This window comes from Plantibacter flavus (genome assembly GCF_002024505.1).
GTDB lineage: Bacteria > Actinomycetota > Actinomycetes > Actinomycetales > Microbacteriaceae > Plantibacter > Plantibacter flavus_A.
Genome location: NZ_CP019402.1, coordinates 2,770,222 through 2,788,849, shown reverse-complemented (window position 1 = coordinate 2,788,849; position 18,628 = coordinate 2,770,222). Strand labels below are relative to the sequence as shown.

At 69.8% G+C, this 18,628-nt stretch carries 15 protein-coding genes; 6 read left to right on the top strand and 9 right to left on the bottom strand.

Translation table 11 applies throughout. From position 1 onward, the window contains the following. The first annotated feature begins 38 nt into the window (after positions 1 to 38). Both BWO91_RS13005 and BWO91_RS13000 read left to right on the top strand, forming a co-directional pair. Positions 39 to 902: an HAD family hydrolase gene (locus tag BWO91_RS13005; RefSeq protein ID WP_240555493.1), complete on the top strand. Its 864-nt coding sequence runs from the start codon at positions 39 to 41 to the stop codon at positions 900 to 902. Further along, positions 899 to 3,418: a glycoside hydrolase family 65 protein gene (locus BWO91_RS13000; protein ID WP_064295207.1), complete on the top strand. Its 2,520-nt coding sequence runs from the start codon at positions 899 to 901 to the stop codon at positions 3,416 to 3,418. Before BWO91_RS13005 ends, BWO91_RS13000 begins: the two co-directional genes overlap by 4 nt. A 91-nt stretch (positions 3,419 to 3,509) precedes the next feature. Here BWO91_RS13000 and BWO91_RS12995 read toward each other — a convergent pair whose 3' ends face one another. After that, on the bottom strand, positions 3,510 to 4,604 hold the full coding sequence (locus BWO91_RS12995; RefSeq protein WP_079002824.1) for a glycosyltransferase family 4 protein: 1,095 nt from the start codon (positions 4,602 to 4,604) through the stop codon (positions 3,510 to 3,512). A 72-nt stretch (positions 4,605 to 4,676) separates the two neighbouring features. On the opposite strand from BWO91_RS12995, the gene BWO91_RS12990 reads away from it, so the two are divergent. Further along, positions 4,677 to 5,666, top strand: a complete 990-nt coding sequence (locus BWO91_RS12990; protein ID WP_079002823.1) for a glycosyltransferase family 2 protein — start codon at positions 4,677 to 4,679, stop codon at positions 5,664 to 5,666. Here BWO91_RS12990 and BWO91_RS12985 read toward each other — a convergent pair. The 3 genes from BWO91_RS12985 to BWO91_RS12975 are packed head-to-tail and all read right to left on the bottom strand — an operon-like array spanning position 5,663 to position 8,429. Then, positions 5,663 to 6,943, bottom strand: a complete 1,281-nt coding sequence (locus BWO91_RS12985) for a lipopolysaccharide biosynthesis protein (protein WP_079002822.1) — start codon at positions 6,941 to 6,943, stop codon at positions 5,663 to 5,665. The two genes, BWO91_RS12990 and BWO91_RS12985, sit on opposite strands and share 4 nt — an antisense overlap. 7 nt (positions 6,944 to 6,950) lie before the next feature. Continuing rightward, positions 6,951 to 7,796, bottom strand: coding sequence for a glycosyltransferase (locus tag BWO91_RS12980; RefSeq protein ID WP_079002821.1), 846 nt, complete (start codon positions 7,794 to 7,796; stop codon positions 6,951 to 6,953). Positions 7,797 to 7,838: 42 nt separating this feature from the next. Next, positions 7,839 to 8,429, bottom strand: coding sequence for an acyltransferase (locus BWO91_RS12975; RefSeq protein ID WP_079002820.1), 591 nt, complete (start codon positions 8,427 to 8,429; stop codon positions 7,839 to 7,841). A 124-nt stretch (positions 8,430 to 8,553) separates the two neighbouring features. Between BWO91_RS12975 and BWO91_RS12970 the strand changes: the two genes are divergently transcribed. Both BWO91_RS12970 and BWO91_RS12965 read left to right on the top strand, forming a co-directional pair. Continuing rightward, a complete protein-coding gene (locus tag BWO91_RS12970; protein ID WP_079002819.1) occupies positions 8,554 to 9,618 on the top strand; it encodes a glycosyltransferase family 4 protein in 1,065 nt (354 codons plus the stop codon). Further along, positions 9,618 to 10,730, top strand: coding sequence for a glycosyltransferase family 4 protein (locus BWO91_RS12965; protein ID WP_079002818.1), 1,113 nt, complete (start codon positions 9,618 to 9,620; stop codon positions 10,728 to 10,730). Before BWO91_RS12970 ends, BWO91_RS12965 begins: the two co-directional genes overlap by 1 nt. Here BWO91_RS12965 and BWO91_RS19685 read toward each other — a convergent pair. Then, a complete protein-coding gene (locus BWO91_RS19685; RefSeq protein ID WP_153303458.1) occupies positions 10,616 to 11,953 on the bottom strand; it encodes a hypothetical protein in 1,338 nt (445 codons plus the stop codon). The two genes, BWO91_RS12965 and BWO91_RS19685, sit on opposite strands and share 115 nt — an antisense overlap. After that, positions 11,950 to 12,870 (bottom strand): polysaccharide pyruvyl transferase family protein, encoded by a 921-nt coding sequence (locus BWO91_RS12960; protein WP_079002817.1) that lies wholly within the window; start codon positions 12,868 to 12,870, stop codon positions 11,950 to 11,952. Before BWO91_RS12960 ends, BWO91_RS19685 begins: the two co-directional genes overlap by 4 nt. A 185-nt stretch (positions 12,871 to 13,055) precedes the next feature. On the opposite strand from BWO91_RS12960, the gene BWO91_RS12955 reads away from it, so the two are divergent. Then, positions 13,056 to 14,501: a sugar transferase gene (locus tag BWO91_RS12955; RefSeq protein ID WP_167620476.1), complete on the top strand. Its 1,446-nt coding sequence runs from the start codon at positions 13,056 to 13,058 to the stop codon at positions 14,499 to 14,501. Positions 14,502 to 14,514: 13 nt separating this feature from the next. Here BWO91_RS12955 and BWO91_RS12950 read toward each other — a convergent pair whose 3' ends face one another. The 3 genes from BWO91_RS12950 to BWO91_RS12940 are packed head-to-tail and all read right to left on the bottom strand — an operon-like array spanning position 14,515 to position 18,462. Continuing rightward, positions 14,515 to 15,792 (bottom strand): O-antigen ligase family protein, encoded by a 1,278-nt coding sequence (locus BWO91_RS12950; RefSeq protein WP_079002815.1) that lies wholly within the window; start codon positions 15,790 to 15,792, stop codon positions 14,515 to 14,517. 7 nt (positions 15,793 to 15,799) lie between these two features. Further along, on the bottom strand, positions 15,800 to 17,227 hold the full coding sequence (locus BWO91_RS12945) for an O-antigen ligase family protein (protein ID WP_079002814.1): 1,428 nt from the start codon (positions 17,225 to 17,227) through the stop codon (positions 15,800 to 15,802). A gap of 56 nt (positions 17,228 to 17,283) precedes the next feature. After that, the gene (locus BWO91_RS12940; RefSeq protein ID WP_079003975.1) at positions 17,284 to 18,462 is read right to left on the bottom strand and encodes an acyl-CoA dehydrogenase family protein; all 1,179 of its coding nucleotides are present in this window, start codon (positions 18,460 to 18,462) and stop codon (positions 17,284 to 17,286) included. Positions 18,463 to 18,628 lie beyond the last annotated feature (166 nt).

Here is an 18,628-nt window from a genome sequence, read left to right as displayed (position 1 = left end):
TGTCCACCTCTTCCCCCGACCGACGAGGACCGTGCACCGTGAACCAGCCGATCAACGCGCCATCGAACGACGTCCTGAGCCCCCCCGAGGCGGCCTCGCGCCTCCTCGGATGCAAGGCGGTGCTGTTCGACCTCGACGGCGTCATCACCCCGACCGCCGAGATCCACATGCACGCGTGGGCGAAGCTCTTCACGGACGAGCTCGTCGCCCGCGGGATCACCAAGCCGTACACCGACACCGACTACTTCCGGTACATCGACGGCAAACCGCGGTACGACGGGGTCCGGGCGATGCTCGCGTCGCGCGGTATCACGCTCCCCGAGGGTTCACCGACCGACGCCCCCGAGCTCGAGACCGTGTGCGGCCTCGGCAACCGGAAGAACTCGGTTTTCACCGCGGTGCTCGAGGAGGACGGCATCGCGGCCTATCCCGGCTCCCTGTCGTTCCTCGACGCGGTCGAGCAGGAGGGTCTCCAGGTCGCCGTGGTGTCGAGTTCCAAGAACGCCGAGGTCGTCCTCCGAGCGGCAGGGCTCCGTGAGCGGTTCCCCGTCGTGATGGACGGCGTCGTCGCGGCGCGCGAGGGGATCGCCGGCAAGCCCGCGCCGGACACCTACGTCGAGGCCGGTCGTCTGCTCGGCTACGCTCCGTCGGAGTGCGTCGTCGTCGAGGACGCGCATTCCGGGGTCGAGGCCGGCCGCCGCGGCGACTTCGGTCTCGTGCTCGGCGTCGACCGCGGTATCGGACACCAGGCGCTCATCGATGCCGGCGCGGACATCGTGGTCGATGACCTCGCCGACCTCGTCGACCCACTGCGGTCGGCCTCGCGAACAGCCGGGCCGGACGCGCCGGCCGACCCACAGACCCCCACGGCACCCCACGACTCCTCCGAGGACCAGGCATGAACCACATCACCAGCGACCCGCTCGACCGTCACCGGTTCCCACTCGACGACTGGGCGCTCGTCGAGACACACGTCGACGCGGACGACGAGGGAACGACCGAGACCCTGTTCGCGCTCGGCAACGGCTACCTCGGTTTCCGCGGCAACGTCGAGGAGGGCCGCGACGGCCACGTCCACGGGACGTTCATCAACGGGTTCCACGAGACCTGGCCGATCCGTCACGCCGAGGAGGCGTTCGGCTTCGCCCGCGTCGGTCAGACGATCGTCAACGCGCCCGACACGAAGGTCGTCCGCCTCTACGTCGACGACGAGCCGCTGATCCTCAACGACGCCGACCTGCTGAGCTTCGAGCGTCGGCTCGACTTCAAGACCGGTGTCCTCAGCCGCGAACTCGAATGGCGGACGCCCTCCGGGAAGCGGGTCCACATCCGTTCCCGTCGCATGGTGTCCTTCACCGACCGCCACCTCGCGGTCCTCGACTACGAGGTCACGTTGCTCGACGCGGATGCGTCGCTCGTGCTCTCCAGTCAGATCATCAACCGCCAGGACCGTCAGGACGACTACCTGACGAACGCACCCGAGCCGGGGATGGGCGACCCGCGCAAGGCGGAGTCCCTCACCGAGCGGGTGCTGCAGCCTCGCTACAAGCTCATCGACGGTCCACGAGCGATGCTCGGGTACCAGACGACGAACTCCGGCATGACGATCGTCGCCGGCGCCGATCACACGATCGAGACCGAGAACGAGTACGAGGTCTCGACGCACATCGAGTCCGACCTCGCGAAGCACGTGTACACGATCCGCGGTCGCGCGGGCGTGCCCACGAAGCTCACCAAGATCATCAGCTACCACACCTCGAACGCCGTCCCGCCGAAGGAACTCGCCGACCGCTGCGCCCGCACGCTCGACCGTTCCGCCGAGAACGGCATCGAATCCGCGATCCGCAACCAGGAGCTGTGGCTGGAGGACTTCTGGGCGCGCTCCGACGTCGAGGTCCACGGACAGCCGGCCATCCAGCAGGCGACGCGCTGGAACCTCTTCCAGCTGGCGCAGGCGTCCGCACGCACGGACGGCGGCGGTGTCGCGGCGAAGGGTGTGTCCGGGTCCGGGTACGGTGGCCACTACTTCTGGGACACCGAGGTCTACGTCCTCCCGTTCCTCAGTTACACGGCGCCGCTCGTCGCACGGAACGCCCTCCGGTTCCGCCAGAACATGCTCGACGCCGCCCGCTCCCGCGCGACCGAGCTCAACCAGCACGGTGCCCTGTTCCCGTGGCGCACGATCAACGGGCTCGAGTCGTCGGCGTACTACGCGGCCGGCACGGCGCAGTACCACATCGACGCCGACATCTCCTACGCGCTGCGGCAGTACGTCGCGGCGACGGGGGACGAGGACTTCCTCGCCCGCGGAGCCGTCGACATCTTCGTCGAGACGGCGCGCATGTGGGCCGACCTGGGCTTCTGGCGCGCGAACGGCAAGGACTCGTTCCACATCTACGGGGTCACGGGACCCGACGAGTACACGACCGTCGTGAACGACAACCTCTACACGAACGTCATGGCACGGGCGAACCTGCTGTCGGCCGTCGAGGCCGTGGAGCGCCTCCGCGAGGACGACCCGGCCTCCTTCGAGCGGTTGGTCACGCGGCTGTCGCTCGACGACGCCGAGGTCCGCGAGTGGCAGCGCGCCGCCGAGCACATGCACATCCCCTTCGACAAGCGGCTCGGCATCCACCCGCAGGACGCCCAGTTCCTCGAGAAGGAGCTGTGGGACCTCGATCACACCCCTCCTGAGCACCTCCCGCTGCTCCTGCACTTCCACCCGCTCGTCATCTACCGGTTCCAGGTGCTCAAGCAGGCGGACGTCGTGCTGGCGCTGCTCCTCCAGGGCGACCACTTCACCGACGAGGAGAAGCTCGCCGACTTCGACTACTACGACCCGCTGACGACTGGCGACTCGACCCTGTCGGCGGTCGTGCAGTCGATCATCGCCGCCGAGGTCGGGTACCAGCGGCTCGCGCTCAAGTACTTCTGGTCGGCGCTGTTCGTCGACCTCGCGAACCTGCACCGCAACACCCCGGACGGTGTGCACGTCGCCTCCACCGGCGGCGTGTGGAGCGCCCTCGTGCTCGGCTTCGCGGGCATGCGCGACCACGGCGGCGTGATCTCCTTCTCGCCGCGCCTGCCGGTCGACTGGCAGGGCATCACCTTCCGACTCACGGTCAAGGGCACGCGGGTGCGTATCTCCGTCCGGCGCACCGAGATGCGGTTCACCGTCGAGGAGGGCGATTCCGCCTCGTTCGTCGTCGGCGGGGGCAACGTGCTCGTCGAGGCCGGGACGACGGTCACCGTTCCGCTCGACAACCAGGGTCCGCACCTCGTCGGCGAGCCGAGCGCGAGCGACATCGAGGGCAGCCGCCGTGCCGACGGCTCGCTTATCACGGTGTCGATGCCGACGATCGCCCTCGGCCCGGCCGACACCGAGTCGATCCCGGTCATCCAGCCGCAGTCGGAGTAGGCGACTCCCGTCGTCCATTGACCCGCTCGACCGACCGTCGAGTGGGTCAATGGACCACGGTCGGCTCCCGGCCCCGGGAGACGGCTCGACGCTAGACCGTCAGGGCCCGTCGGAAGGTCTCGAGCGTCTGGGTCGCCGTGCGCTCCCAGGAGAACCGCTCCGCCTGTTCGAGACCGGCCGTGGCCAGTCGTCGCATCTCATCGGGCCGGGTCACGGCGGTGCGCATGACCGCCGCGATGCTGTCGAGTGACGTGGGGTCCAGGTACAGGGCCGCGTCGCCGCACACCTCGTGGTAGACGGGGATGTCGCTCATCATGACGGGGAGGCCGACCATCATGGATTCGAGTGCCGGGAGGCTGAAACCGTCGACGAACGAGGGCATCGCCATGATGGTCGCTCGTCGGTAGAGCTCACCCAGTTCCTCGCTCGTGAGCCAACCTTTGAGTTCGACCCAGTCCTGCATGCCGGTCTCCTCGACGACCGCCTGCAGGGGATCCTCTCCGTGGCTGCCGGTGATCACGAGCCGCGGGCGTTCGTGCTCGGCCAGCAACGGCAGGGCGCGGATGAGGCTCGCCCAGTTCTTGTGCGGGCGGCGGTTCCCGGTCGCGAGCACGAACGGGCGCTCCTGATCCGGTTCGCGGTCGCCGTCGATCGTCGGCATGGTGCCGGCCAGGGGCACGAGGTCGATCCTGGCCCGCGGGACGTGCAGGTACTTCTCGATCTCGGCGCGTGAGACCTCGCTGATGGTGAGGACCCTGGTGGCGTTCCTGGAGGTGAGGCGCTCCATGAGCTTCACGGGAGCGGTGTACAGCGGCGTCGTCATGAGCTCCGGATTGCTCCAGTACAGCATGTCGTGCATGGTGACGACCGACGGCATCGACGAGCGCGCCGGCCCGAGCGTGGCGGGGGAGTGGATGAGGTCCGCTCCGTGTCGCTTCGCCTGGCGGGCCACCTGGAACAGCTCGCCGTAGGCCCAGCTGAACCGGTTCTCGCCGCTGATCCCCGTGTCCACCATCTCGCCGGGGAACCAGGAGCGGTCGAGCCGGTAGCCCTCTCGGCTGGCGAGCCCCACGAACTCGAACTCGCTGCCCTGCCGGCCGATCTCCCGATAGAGCTCGCGGGCGTAGGTCTCCATGCCGCCCTTCGTCCCGGTGTAGGAGAGGAGGTCGACGGCTACGCGGGGCATAAGGCCCGAGGATACCAGCGGGACGGTGGGGATAGGCTGGTGGGCGGTCCGGCGAGCGGTGAGGAGCGGTCAATGCCAGCAGCACCAGTCGACGCACGCGTCTCCGTCGCCCTCTGCACCTACAACGGTGAGGCGTTCCTCGCCGAGCAGCTGGCGAGCATCGACCGGCAGACCGTACTGCCCGGCGAGATCGTGATCAGCGACGACGGGTCCACCGACGGGACGTCGGCCATCGTCGAGCGCTTCGCCGGGGCGTCGTCGGTCCCGGTGCGCTTCCTGCGGAATCCGACCGCGCTCGGTGTGACACGCAACTTCGAGAGCGCGATCCGTGCCACCGACGGGGACCTGGTCGTCCTATCCGATCAGGACGACGTGTGGCGGCCCGACCGTCTCGAGCGTGCCCTGGCCGCCTTCGACGCGCGTCCGGAGCTCCAGATGGTGTGCTCCGACGCCCGTCTCGTCGGAGCCGATGGGGCGTCCCTCGGCACCACGCTCTTCGCGTCGCTGTCGATCGGCCCGCACGAACGCGACGGGATCCGGGCTGGTGACGCGTTCGGCGTGCTGTTGCGGCGCAATCTGGTCACCGGTGCGACCGCGATGCTCCGACGAGAGGTCTTCGACGCGGCCGTGCCGTTCCCGGCTCCATGGGTCCACGACGAGTGGTTGGCGATCGTCGCCGCATCGCGCGGACCCATCGAGCTGTTGGACGAACCGCTCGTCGACTACCGGCAGCACGGCGCGAACCAGATCGGGATCGTCGAGCCGACGCTGGCGTACAAGATCTCGAGGCTGATGCAGCCGGGGCGTCAGCGCAATCGGGACATCGCCGACCGCGTCGCAGGGCTCGCGTCGTGGCTCGATGAGCCTCGTGCCCACGCGCCGCTCGCCGATCCTTCGGCCGTCGTCGCCAAAGCGGCCTTCGAGCGGTTCCGGGCCGATCTCCCTCCGGCCCGGTGGCGGCGGATCATCCCCGTCCTGCTCCGTGCCCGACGCGGCGAGTACCAGCGGTATGCGAGCCAGGGGGCTCTCGACATCGTGCGGGATCTGCTGCAGCCGGCCTAGCCTCGGGTCACCTGCGATACGGCCGCGCCGGCCACGACCACGCCGAGCGCGAGGAGGCCGCCCCGCCACGGCGCCCGATGACGCGCGGCGAGGAGGAGCAGTGCCATCACGACGAGTTCCCGGGCGTTCACGAGCCAGGCTGCGAGCTGCAGGTCGTGGAGGGCGACGACGCCGACCGGGAGGGACAGCAGCACACCGACCGCCTTGATCGGACTCGCCCAGCGCATCCGGCTCTCGGCCTGGAGGACTGCCGTGACCGACCAGGCGACGACCGAGGGGGCGACCGACAGCGTGAGGACTGGGACGAGTGCCAGGGCGGGGTCCCAGTCGTCTGCGAGGAAGGGGCCCAGGACCAGCTCAGCCCCGATGCTCGTCGCCATGGCGGCCACGACCGCCAGGACCAGGGATCGTCGAAGCGAAGCCTCCGTGAGCGCGACGATCTCGGACCCTCGGCCGTCACGTGCCGCTTCGGCGAGGACCGGCCGGAGGACGTTGATCGCAGCCAGCGCCGCCGCGTCGCCGATGCTCCGCGACAGCGACATGGCGAACGCGTACTGGCCCAGACGTGCCCCGCCGGCGAGAGCCCCGATCGAGAGGCGGTCGGTCTGTCCCTGTCCCCAGCCGAGCAGCGAGAACAGTGCCGTGTGGAGGTAGTCGCCCAGGACGTTCACGGTCGGTTCGCGGGAATGCGCGTCGGCGGCGGACGCGCGGGGGAGTCGCGCTGCGCGTCGCCGGTTGAGCAGGGCGAACCCCGCCTCCGCGAGCATCGCCTGCAGGGCGCTGGCGAGGAGCGATCCCGTCGCCAGGAGGGTCGGCACGCTGCAGAGCAGGGAGCCCGTCGACGACCATGCCTGATGCGATGCGATCTCCTTCCATCTCCCGGCTCGCTGCAGCCGGACCAGGGCGTCGATTCCCCCGGCCGAAGCCGCCGGGACGAGGACGAACGGCGCGAGGGCGATCGCCTGCCATCGGTCCTCCGCATGATGCGTCAGGACCAGGGCTCCGACGGTCACGGCGAGCGCGGCGCCTCCGATCAGCGCGGACAAGACCCGGAACCGGCGGACGAACCGTTCCCCGGCCTCGGTGTCTCCGTGGACGACGGTGGTCTGCCGGGCGGCCGTGTCGCCGACGGTCTGGACGAGCGTGAGGGCGAGGACCATCCACGCGTACATGCCGACGAGGGACGGCGTGAGCCGGGCCGCGAGGACGAGCATGATGAGCGCCGACGCCACCCGGGGCAGGATCCGCTCGAGGATCGCCCAGGCGAGATGGATCATCGGCCGTTCACAGATAGCACGTGCCTCGGCGCACGCTCTCCCGGAGGCGTCCGATCCTGCCAGCCAACCGTTCGACGGCGAACCGTCTGCGGAGCGACCGGTGACCGCTCGTGACGATGATCAACAGGCACGCCGTGACCGAGAGGACCGCACGGACCGGCGATGATCGCGGCATCCCCGACGAGCGGTGCCGGACATACAGATGGGTGACCCCGCGGCCGTAGTTGATGTGCTGCCGTATCACCTGTCGGAGATCGGCGCGGAGTGCGTACGTCACGACAGCGTCGGGCACGAGTACCGTCGTGGCTCCGGTGAGCGCGGCTCGCCAGAAGAAGTCCGTGTCGTCACCGCCGTCGCGGAACGTCTCGTCGAACCCGCCGATACGTTCGTACACCTCCCTCGTGAACCCGCAGTTCGCACCGAACGGGCTCGCGAGATCCCAGCCGACGAACAGGAGCTCTCGCTGCCGCATGATGACGGTGCCGTCTGGCAGGGTGCGATCCAGCCCGCCACCGACGCACTCGGCGCCGGCTTCGAACGCGGCATGGTGTGCTGCCAGCCAGCCCTCGTGGACGATGTCGTCGGCGTCGCACAGCAGGATCCGGTCACCCCGTCCTGCTTCGACCCCTCGGTTTCGAGCGTGGTTGATGCCGGTCCGCGCGGAGGCGTCGATGAGACGCACACGGTCGTCGTTGCGGGCGACGGAACGGATGAGGTCGGCGGTCCCGTCGGTGGAGCCGTTGTCCGCGACGAGCACCTCGAGGTCGATCGAGGCATCCTGCTTCAAGAGGGCGTTCAGCTGCGCGTTCAGTGTCGCTGCCCCGTCACGGCAGGGGATGACGATCGTGTACACGGGGGCCTTTCGTGCGGAGAGGGGGGCGAAGTCCGTCGGGTGTCACGGTGTCCGTCGGAATGCTGACGGGATCGGGAACCGTTCGACGGTCGATGCGGCGGGACCGACGACGAGGGAGCCCGGAGCGACGGATCGAGTGACGATGGCTCCGGTCCCGATCACGGACCCCCGTCCGATCGTCACACCCGCCAACACGGTGACCCCGGCAGCCAACCAGACGTCGTCCTCGATGACCACCGGCTCGACCTTGACGGACTGCCCGGGCCGCACCGGATGGAAGTTCGTGTCGTAGATCCGCGCGCCGTCTCCGATCGACACGCGGTCGCCGATCACGATCGACTGCTCGGCGTGGATGCACGACCCCTGGTTGATGAAGACCCGGTCGCCGAGGACGAGCGAGCCGCCTGGGCCGGTGGATATCGACGAGCGCTGCGTGGTCGAACGGAGCTTGAGGCGCACGCCCGCACGAAAGGTTCCGGGGATCACGAGGACGGGCGCGCGCCCTTCGAAGATCGCGAGGCGCGGACTCGCACCGGCGCGGATCCACAGCAGGATGCCGGCGCGGACCAGGCCCGAGGCGTTCACGGACAGTTTGCGGAGATGCAGGAGGATTCGGCGCAGCGTTTTCGGCACGGGGTCCTTCGAATCGGCGGAGTTTGGAGTTCACTGGGTCGACCAGTATATTACAGATGCCCTCCGCTGATATTTATTATGACAGGGCGAGACGTTCCGACAACCGAGTCCGTGAAGGAGTGCCATGACGACCGTGCTCCACGTCACCGACTGCTATGCGGGTGGCATCCCCGTGGCGATCGAGGCGTACGTGCGGAATTCACCGCCGGGTGTCGAACACCACCTGCTCGCGCAGATCCCGGACGGTGCCCCCGTCGACGACACGCTGTCCGACTGCTTCACGTCCGTGACTGCCCTCGGACGGCGACCGCTCGCTGCCGTGCGAGCGATCCGCCGTGTGCGCCGTCGGACCGCGGCCGACATCGTGCACGCCCACTCGAGCTTCGCCGGCGCGTACGCCCGCGTGGCCCTGCGCAGTTCGCCGCGGACCCGCATCGTCTACACCCCGCACTGCTACGCGTTCGAGCGCGCCGACCTCTCGGTCTGGAGCCGCCGTACCTTCCGGGCCGTGGAGTGGCTGCTCTCGTTCAACGTCGAGACCATCGCCGCCTGTTCCGAGGGCGAGGCCGCAGCTGCGGAACGGCGCGGGCCCCTCCGACCGCGCGTGGTCCACGTGCCGAACGTGGTCGCGGTTCCGCTGTGCGATGCCCGCCGAGACGGCCTGGAGCGGCACCGGCCGCTGCTGGTCGCGAGCCTCGGGCGGATCGCTCCGCAGAAGGACCCGATGCGGTTCGCCGACGCCGCGGCGTCGATCCGTGCGGGAGGGATCGAGGTGGTCCCGGTCTGGATGGGTGGTGGCGCGGACGACGACGTCACCCGGTTGGAGGCCTCCGGTGTACACGTCACCGGGTGGATTCCGCACGCCGAGGTGGGCAGGCGGCTCGCGCAGAGCGACGTCTACCTCCATACCGCCGCCTGGGAGGGGTTCCCGCTCGCCGTCCTGGAGGCGGTGCAGGCTGGTGTCCCGACGCTCGTCCGCCCGATCGCCGCGTTCGGGACGCTCCCGGACGCCCTCACGCTCGACGGTGGTCTCGAGGCGCTCATCGCCAGCAGGCTGGCCGGGCCCCGGGCCTTCGCCGCGTGGGCCGAGGCGAACGTCGCCCGCTGGTCGGACCGCCTCCGGGGCCACACGCCCGCCCACCAGCGGACGGCGATCGCCGAGGCCTACCGGATACCGCAGGTGACCTGATGCGGGTCGCTGTGGTGCAGTGGGGACGCACCGGTGCGGGCCCGCTCTTCGCCCAGGAACTGGCTCAGGCGCTTCAGGAGGACGGCTGCGATGTCGTCGTGTCCTATTCCCTCGACGCCGAGGTGGCCGACCGGTTCGTGGCACTCGGTGTGCCGTCCTTCCCGATCCGCACGTATCGCGACAAGCGCGGCGCGGTGCTCGGTCTCCCGCGTCTGCTCTGGGCGGCGTTCCGGCTCGACCGGTTCCTCCGGCGGCATCGCATCGACGTCGTCGTCACCGCCATGGAGCAGCTCTGGCAGGGGGCGGTCGCGCCCGTGTTCCGCTTCGGCGGTCGTCGGAGTCTGCTCTGCGTCCATGACGCGACGATGCACCCCGGGGACTTCTCGCGGCTCGAGCACCTCCTGCGTCGCGCCGAGCGTCGGGCGGCGGACGGAGCGATCGTGTTCTCCGCGCCGGTCGCCGATGCACTCGCGTCCCGTGGTGAGTTCCGCGCGGACCGCGTCCACGAGACCGTCCATGCCGCATACCAGGTCAACGCGGGCCGTGCCGTGGTCAGGTCGACGTACCGGGAGGGTGTTCCGGTCGTCGGATGCTTCGGTCGGCTGTCGGCGTACAAGGGGCTCGGTCTCGGGGTGGGAGCGATCACCGAACTGCGACGTCGCGGGATCCGGGTCCGATTGCGGGTCGTCGGGTCCGGGACCGACGACGCTCTCGACCTCCTCCGACACGAGGACGACGAGCTCGAGAACCGCTGGGTCGGTCAGGAGGAGATCGCACAGGTGGTCGGCGGGTTCGACATCGCCCTGCTGCCGTACACCGAGGCCAGTCAGTCCGGTGTGCTCGCCTACGCGATGGCGCTCGGGGTGCCCTCCGTCGTGACGCCGGTCGGCGGCCTCGCCGAGCAGACGATCGCGTCAGGATCGGGCATCGTGGCCACGGCGGTGACGTCGACCGCGCTCGCCGACGCGCTGGAGGAGATCCTCGCCGACGCCGGTCGCTACCAGACGCTCTCAGCGGCGGGTGTCCTTGCTGCAGCGGGTCCGTTCTCGTGGGCGCGCGTCGCAGCGGACGTGCGCGTCGCCGCAGCATCCGTCGTGTCCGTACGTCGCTGATGCGCGCGGGACGCAGCGGAGGTCGGCCTCCGCGGGGCCGGGGGTGCCGTCGCTCCAGGTCGCAGAGACAGGAGGAGGCACACGGCGACGATCAGCATCGGCGTGAGATGCCGGAGGAACGAGCCGTAGTCCGGCTCGAAGATCGACTGCACGATCAGGAAGGCGAGGATCGCCGCGAACAAGCGGTTCTGGAACGCTGTGAGGATCGGAGCGCCGCGGGGCGCTCGCAGCCTCGCCGACCGGATCGCGGCGATGAGTGATCCCCAGATGACCAGCAGGACGAGCGCCACGACGAGGTAGATCGCCCCGCCGCGGAGCATCAGCGGGATCGGGATGATGAACGAGACGAAGGTGAGGACACTGTTGACGAACCCGGACACGGGGCCGGCACCGGGGAAGAACTGCACGATCAGGGTGTTGACCGATTCCGCGGTGCGGTGCTCGTTCACCATCAGGCGGTAGTGGTCGAGGTCGACACCGACGACCAGCGGGAAGACGACGGAGAGTCCGGCGTAGAGCACGAGGACGACCGCCAGGGTGGCCCTCCAGCCGCGCCGTGCTCGCAGCGCGAGACGGAGCGCCAGATAGAGGCCGGCCACGAGGAACCAGTACGTGCGGAAGCCCTGGGCGTACAGCAGTATCGCGGCCACCGGCACCAGCTCGGCCAACAGACCTCGTCCGCGGTGGGTGATGAGGGCGAGTACCGCGCCCACCGTCAGCAGGTCCTTCGTGTACGCGCCGTGGTAGACCGCGGCGAGCGCGACGCAGCTGATGATGATGGCCCAGTCCACCCACTCGGCCGTCGTCGTCCGGGTGCGTGAGATCGCCGCCGTCAGGACGAGCAGGTAGCTCGCGACACCGACGAGGGCGGCGAGCGTCTGCAGCTCGGCCAGGCCCATCCAGCGGTAGACCGCGGCGATGAGCCGGAACGACGAGTCGGCCTCGGTGAACGTCCCCCGATTCACGCTGATGATCGTGCCCTCGTCGTTCGCGAAGTGCCCGGGCAGTCCTGGTTGCTCGGCTGCCACCCAGGCGAGCGCGAGGAGGGAGGCGACCAGGAGGAGCGAACCGCCGACGAGCGGGCGGTCACGTTCCCGCCCGCTGATATCGGGCGTCCGTCGCGTCAGCTGCCGGCGCCACACGGCCCGGTGTGCGCTGGCCTCCGTGCGGGCCCTGGCCGCGTCCCGCCGCGTCAGGTGCGCGAAAGGCTGCCCGGAGGTCACGGACGGATCGTGTGCTCGAAGCGCAACCTCGGCTGGAGGTCGCCGAACCAGGTCTCCGCGTAGTTCGACAGCTTGCGGTTGTTGTTGTCGAGCGCGACGACCCGGCGGCCCATCTGCAGCCCGATGAGCATGGCGTGGAGGCGATCGGTGACGACCACCTCGCCGCGGGCGATCAGCCGGACGGCGGCATCGAATCGACGTTCGGCTCGCCGCATCCACGCGGCATGATCGCGCTCCATGAGCGGTTTCAACACCGGGTGCTTCGCCGCGCGCCAGCCGAGCCACTCGTGCGCCCGGAGGTCCAGGGGGTCGGCCGGCCAGTCGGCGCTCTCGGAGCCCACGAGCCCACCCGCGCTCTCGCCGTCCGTCCGGGCGATGACGATGCGCCGCTGGGTCGGTTCGGGGGCGCTGATCGGGCCGAGGAGGTGCACCGCGTCCGGCGAGAGGCTGAGGTCCTCGACCTCGTCACGGAGGAGGTCGTAGGAGGTCTGGTCGCGGACGGCGACCCGCAGGTTGAGCCGGGCGGCGAACCGTCGGGAGAACGCCCGGCGGTCCGCATCCGTGGGGAAGACGACCGACTGCGGTGCCTGGATGAGCAAGGTGTCGGCTGGGAGGCGCTCCGCGAGTTCGTAGCGAGCCTCGCTCAGCACCGGGTAGAGGCCTCCGAGGTTGCCGCCGCCCTGGATGAGGACCGGGATCGACGCGTCCCGGACCCGCTCGGGCATGCTGCCGGCGCTCGAGGTCGTGCGCACGTCGATACCGTGTGCGCGCCAGAACCTGGCCTGTCCGAGGGCGATGGCTGAATCGCCCGAGTTCCGGTGATCGGGGAACTGGGTGTAGTGGAGTTCGGTGACGCCGCGATGCAGCTCGACGAAGGAGGTCTCGGCGCGCCGTCGCATGGTCTCGAGGTAGGGCATGGGTGCTCCGTCCGGATCGACACCGAGCGTTGCGCTGGAATCGGATACTTCAGTTGGTCGAATACATTATGCTCGATTGTCGCCGGGTCGTCTCGCACCTCGGCGATCGACCTCGCCCACCGCGCCTCGTGCGCGCCGAGGCTCGATCCGATGCACGCCAGAACATCCCCAGGGAGGCCACCGTCATGCCCTTCGTCGAAGCCCGCCGCTGCTGGGAGCGACGGTGCTCGCGCATGGTCCTCGTCCTCGACCTCCTGGCCGTCACCCTGGCGCTCACCGTGACCCAGCTCCTGTGGTGGGACGCGTACTGGCGCGGGACCGTGGAGGTCGTGGGGCCGTTCGGACGCCGAGACCTCGGCTACCCGGCGGTCACCCTCGCGCTCGCCGTCGCGTGGTGGTCGCCCCTGGCAGCGGCCCGATCGCGCCACCCGCGGGTCCTTGCGGACGGTTGGACGTCCTATCGACGGGTCGTGGTCGTGACGACGACGGTCTTCGGCACGGTGGCGATGGCGTCCTATCTCCTCAAGCTCGAGATCGGACGCGGGTTCCTGCTCACCGCCATGCCGCTCGGGGTCGCCCTCCTCCTGGCGGTCCGATGGGGCGCCCGTCGACACCTCCGTGCGCGGCGACGCGGAAGCGCACTCGTCTACCGCACACTGCTCGTGGGGGACCGCGACCAGGCGGTGCATGTCGCCGAGCGCATGCGCCGGGGCGACTGGGCAGGGCATCGGGTGGTGGGCGTCGCGACCCCGGGCATCGTCGACGATGACCGCATCGTGGGTGCCCCCGTCCTCACCGGGCGGCCCTCGATCGTCGATGCCGCCGAGGAGGTCGAAGCGGACACGGTGATCCTCGTCGGCCCCGTCGAACTCACCCCCGCCGAGCTCCGTCGCCTGGGTTGGGACCTCAGTGAGCGCGGGGTGAAGTTCATCATCGCGCCGACGCTCACGGGGGTGGCCTCGACCCGCCTGTACCTCCAGGCGGTGGCCGGCATCCCGCTCATCCATGTCGACCACCTGGAGCTGTCGCGGCTGGAGGCGGCGGCGAAGCGGGCGTTCGACGTCATCGGTTCCGCGACGCTGCTCCTACTGCTGGCCCCGGTCATGCTCGCGGTCGCGCTCGCGGTGAAGACGACGAGTCGGGGGACCGTGCTGTACCGGCAGGAGCGCGTCGGCCTGCGCGGCCGCCCCTTCCAGATCCTGAAGTTCCGCTCGATGGTCGCCGACGCCGACACCGGAGCAGCCCTCGCCGTGCAGCAGCATGCGGACGAACTGCTCTCGAAGGCTCCGGACAACCCGCTCGTGACCCCGATCGGACGGATCCTCCGGAAGTACTCGCTCGACGAGCTCCCGCAGTTGTTGAACGTCCTGGGGGGTTCGATGAGCCTCGTCGGTCCGCGGCCGCACCGGGGGTGGGAGGTCGAACGCTACGACCTGCTCGCCCGGCGACGCCTCCTGGTGAAGCCGGGTATGAGCGGACTGTGGCAGGTCAGCGGGCGGTCCAACCTCTCCTGGGACGACTCGGTCGACCTCGACCTGTACTACGTGGAGAACCGGTCGGCCGCGATCGACCTGAAGATCCTCGCGCAGACGGTGCGAGCGGTCGTCGCCCCGGGAACCGATGCACGGTGATCCGGCGCCGGGTTCAGCGTTCCGGAAGCTTGTGCCGCCAGCTCAGTCCGCCGGCACCGATGACCGCGCAGACGACGAGGAGCAGCCAGCCGCCGCTCAGCAGCAGGCTGCTCTCGGCAGCGCCCGATGCGAGCAGGGTCACGACGATGAGGGCAGCCCAGACGTGCACGACGCTGCGCCGGTTGGTCGCGATGAGCCAGGTCCGCACGAGCGCCAGACCGCCGAGGAGGAGGAACAGGGCGAGCCCGATCAGTCCGAGCTGCAGGTACACGTCCAGGTAGGCGTTCAGCGCCGAGTCGTTCGTGCGGCCGAGGCTCGCGTCGATGAACCGGTACGGGACCGCATCCGAGACCCAGCCGCCCGTCCAGCCCCAGCCGTTGAGCTCGCTCGGGGCCAGGCGTCGCAGGGTCTCCTGCCAGAGTGCGTAGCGCTGCTCGATCTCGAGCCCGAGACCGAGGACGCGGAACACCTCGGATCGGAACAGGTACCCGATGAGGCCGACGAGCGCGAGGACGGCGAGGAGGACGAACTGCCAGGTGCGGCGCGGTTCCGGTCGGAGTTGCCGGAAGACGTAGAGCACGGCGGTCGCGATGCCGAGGGCCGCGGCGAGGAGCGCGACGCTCGGCGAGCGCGTGCCGAGGATGAGGCCGGCGGCGAGCGCGATGGAACCGATCGTCACCCCGTGCCGCACGGAACGGGTCCGCCATTCGACGACGAAGGTGACGAGACCGAGCAGCGCCGCGATGCCGAGGGCGCTCCGGGTTCCGAAGACCCCCTCCAACGGACCGCCGAAGGCGAGGTTCCCGCTGATCCCGAGGAACGGCAACGGGGTGTCGATGAGGACGCCGCTCACGACCTCAAGCGCCAGGGACGTGCCGAGGAGCGCGCGGAAGGCGGTGCCCGTCGCCCGGACGATCTGGATGGTGTCGCGGGTCAGCGCGATCACGATGGCGATGAAGGCCCACGCGAGCTGTCCGCCGATGGCGGGCAGGGTCGCGAGGGGCGTGGCGCTCCACACCACCGACACCGCGCTCCAGGCGAGGAACAGCAGGACCGAGATCGGCAGGAGGCCACGCCACTCGATGATGGGGAGGCGTGCGAGGAGGATGCCCGTGCCGATCGTCGTGAGGCCGACGAGCATCGCGCTGAACCCGGCGACGCCGATCAGGCTTGTGACGAGGTGCTCACCGAAGGCGGTCGCGACGGCGATGGTGGCGAACGCGGCGGCCAGCGGCGCCGACGACAGGACGCGCGCGGCGACGGAGAACGCGTCGAAGTCCGCCGGTCTCACGCCGGGCTCATCCGCCGATGACGTCGCGCCGGTGCGCGGGTGCGAGGTCGGAGGAGGCCGCGACGGTGGGAACAGGCCAGGCGGGTTCCTGCTTGGTCTTCACCACGAGGAGCACGAGGAGGACCCAGCCGGATTCGATGAGTATCCGGCTCTCCGCGACCGACTGCACGACGAGGGAGACCGCGATGAGGACGGGGGCGAGCGACAGGGCCGTGTACGGCCGCTGTGCGTCGAGGTCGACGCGTGGACGGTCGACGGCCAGGAACCAGGTGCGGGTCAACATGGACAGGACGACCGCAGCGAAGAGCACCAGGCCGACGACGCCGAGTTGGAACCAGACGTCGAGCCAGGCGTTGTGCGCCTGGAGCTGTCGGACGCCGCGTCGGATGACCAGGTCGGTGAAGAGCGGCTCCCACGGTGCCCACGGACTCGAGAAGCCCCATCCGAAGACCGGCCGTTGTTCGATGAGGCGCCACACGGTCGCCCAGATGTCGAGTCGACCGGTGAGGTCCGGGCTTTTCCCGAGCAGGCCGAGGAGTTGCGTCCGGAAGACGACCGCTCCCACCGCACCGACGACCCCGATGCCGAGGAAACCGAGGTACACCGGCGTCCTCGCCTCCGGGCGAGGTGCCCGACGGATCGCCAGTGCAGCGGCGAGGACCACCGCCGTCACCACGGCGGCGAGCAGGATGGTGGTCGAGAAGCTCAGGAGGAACATCACGACGGAGAGACCGAGACGGATGAGCAGGGTCCAGCGACGCTCCGGGCCGGCCAGCCCGGCTGCGCCGGGCTCGTCGCGGCGCGCCGCCAGCCGGAGCCCGAAGACGATGATCCCGAGCAGCGCCACCACGGCGAGGAGGTTGGCGTTCCCCGAGATGCCCTGGATGCGTCCTCCGGAGAACAGGAGGTCCCGCGACCAGTAGTCGAGCAGGGGCGGGTCCGCCGAGTCCCCGGCGTAGAAGTTCGGGAGCACCGGGTGCCGGATGATCGCCGCGACGACGAACTCGAAGAGGAGGGAGAGTGACAGCACCCACGTCACGGCACGGCCGAGGACGCGGATGACCTCGGGCCAAGAGAAACAGCCGGCGAGGGTCACGCCGAGGATGGTGCACAGCGCCGCACCGAGCAGGGTCGCGGCCGTGCCGCTGGGGTAGGCGGACCAGGCGAGCGAGACGATCGACAGCACCCCGTAGCCGACGAGCGACCACGGCACCCGGGTGCGCCGCCAGTTCGGGCGGACGACCATCAGGCACGCGAGCGCGGCACCGCCTGAGACGAGTGCCACCGCCGTGTAGCCCCAGATGGTGAAAAGGTTCGTCCAGAAGGTCCCGGCGAGCACCGCGAACGTCGCGAACACCGCGACGTGCCTGACGACGAGCGCGCGTGTCGTCAGCGCTGCCGGCGGGCGGGGCGGGGCGGATTCGGTGGACAGCATCGTGCCCCCAGGGTAGCGGCTGCGGCCGCCACCGAGGCCCTGGTCCAGCTCGGCGGTCAGACGAACGCCGCGGTGCCGGTGATGGCCCGCCCGACGATGAGCGCGTTCATCTCCCGCGTGCCCTCATAGCTGTAGAGGGCTTCGGCATCCGCGAAGAACCGGGCGGCGTGGTAGTCCAGCACGATGCCGTTCCCGCCCATGATCTCCCGTGCCCACGCGACCGTCTCGCGCATCCGCGCGGTGCAGAACGCCTTGGCGAGCGCGGAGTGCTCGTCGCGCTGGGTGCCCTCGTCGAGCATCTGCGAGACCCGGACGCACATCGCCATCGATGCCGTGATGTTCCCGAGGCACTTCGAGAGGAGGTCCTGGATCAGCTGGTGGCCCGCGATCGGCTTGCCGAACTGCACGCGCTCCTTGGCGTAGGCGACCGCCGCCTCGTACGCGCCGACAGCGACGCCGACACTCGACCAGGCGACGCCGGCGCGCGTGAGTCGCAGTACCTTCGCCGTGTCGCGGAAGGAGTTCGCGTGCTGCAGCCGGAGGCGCTCGGGGACCCGGACGTTGTCGAGGGTGATGTCGGCGTTCTGCACCATGCGCAGGCTGATCTTGCCCTCGATCTTGGTCGCGGAGTAGCCGGGGGAGTCGGTCGGCACGATGAAGCCCTTCACCTGACCGTCGGCGGTGTCCTTCGCCCAGATGATCGTGATGTCGCTGAAGGTCGCATTGCCGATCCACCGTTTCGAGCCGGACAGGATCCAGTCGTCGCCGTCCCTGGTCGCCGTGGTGCGAAGCCCCTGTGCGCTGTCCGACCCCGATTGCGGTTCGGTGAGACCGAAGGCACCGAGGACCTCGCCGGAGGCGAGCTTCGGGAGCCATTCGTCCTGCTGCTCCTGGGAGCCGCACTCGCTGATCGAGCCCATGGTGAGACCGTCCTGCACCCCGACGAAGGTGGAGATCGACGCGTCGATCCGGGAGAGCTCCATCGAGGCGAGGCCGCGGAACACGGCGCTGTTCTCGAACGGCGTCGTCTCCGGCCAGGCCCATCGGGCGACGTCGAGCTCGAGGAGCGGGGTGATGAGGTGCTTCGGGAACTCGGCTCGCTCCCAGTACTCGTTCACGATCGGCTTCGCCTCCGTCTCGGCCCAGGCTCGAAGGCGGGCGATGGCCTCCTGCTCGGGAGCCGTCAGAAGGCTCTCGAAGCCGTAGAAGTCGCTGGCGAGGGGTTCGAAGATCATGGTCCGTTGCTCCATTGCGTCCGCTGGCGCCGGATCGGCGTCCCGGCCAGCCTAGGCAGGTGCGCTCGGCGCGGACAACGGCTTGGTAGTTTGGTGCACGGTGCCGGGCGACCGCGTCGCACGGCTTGTAGGACGACGCCAAGCGGCCCCAGGGTCCGGCTGGCGC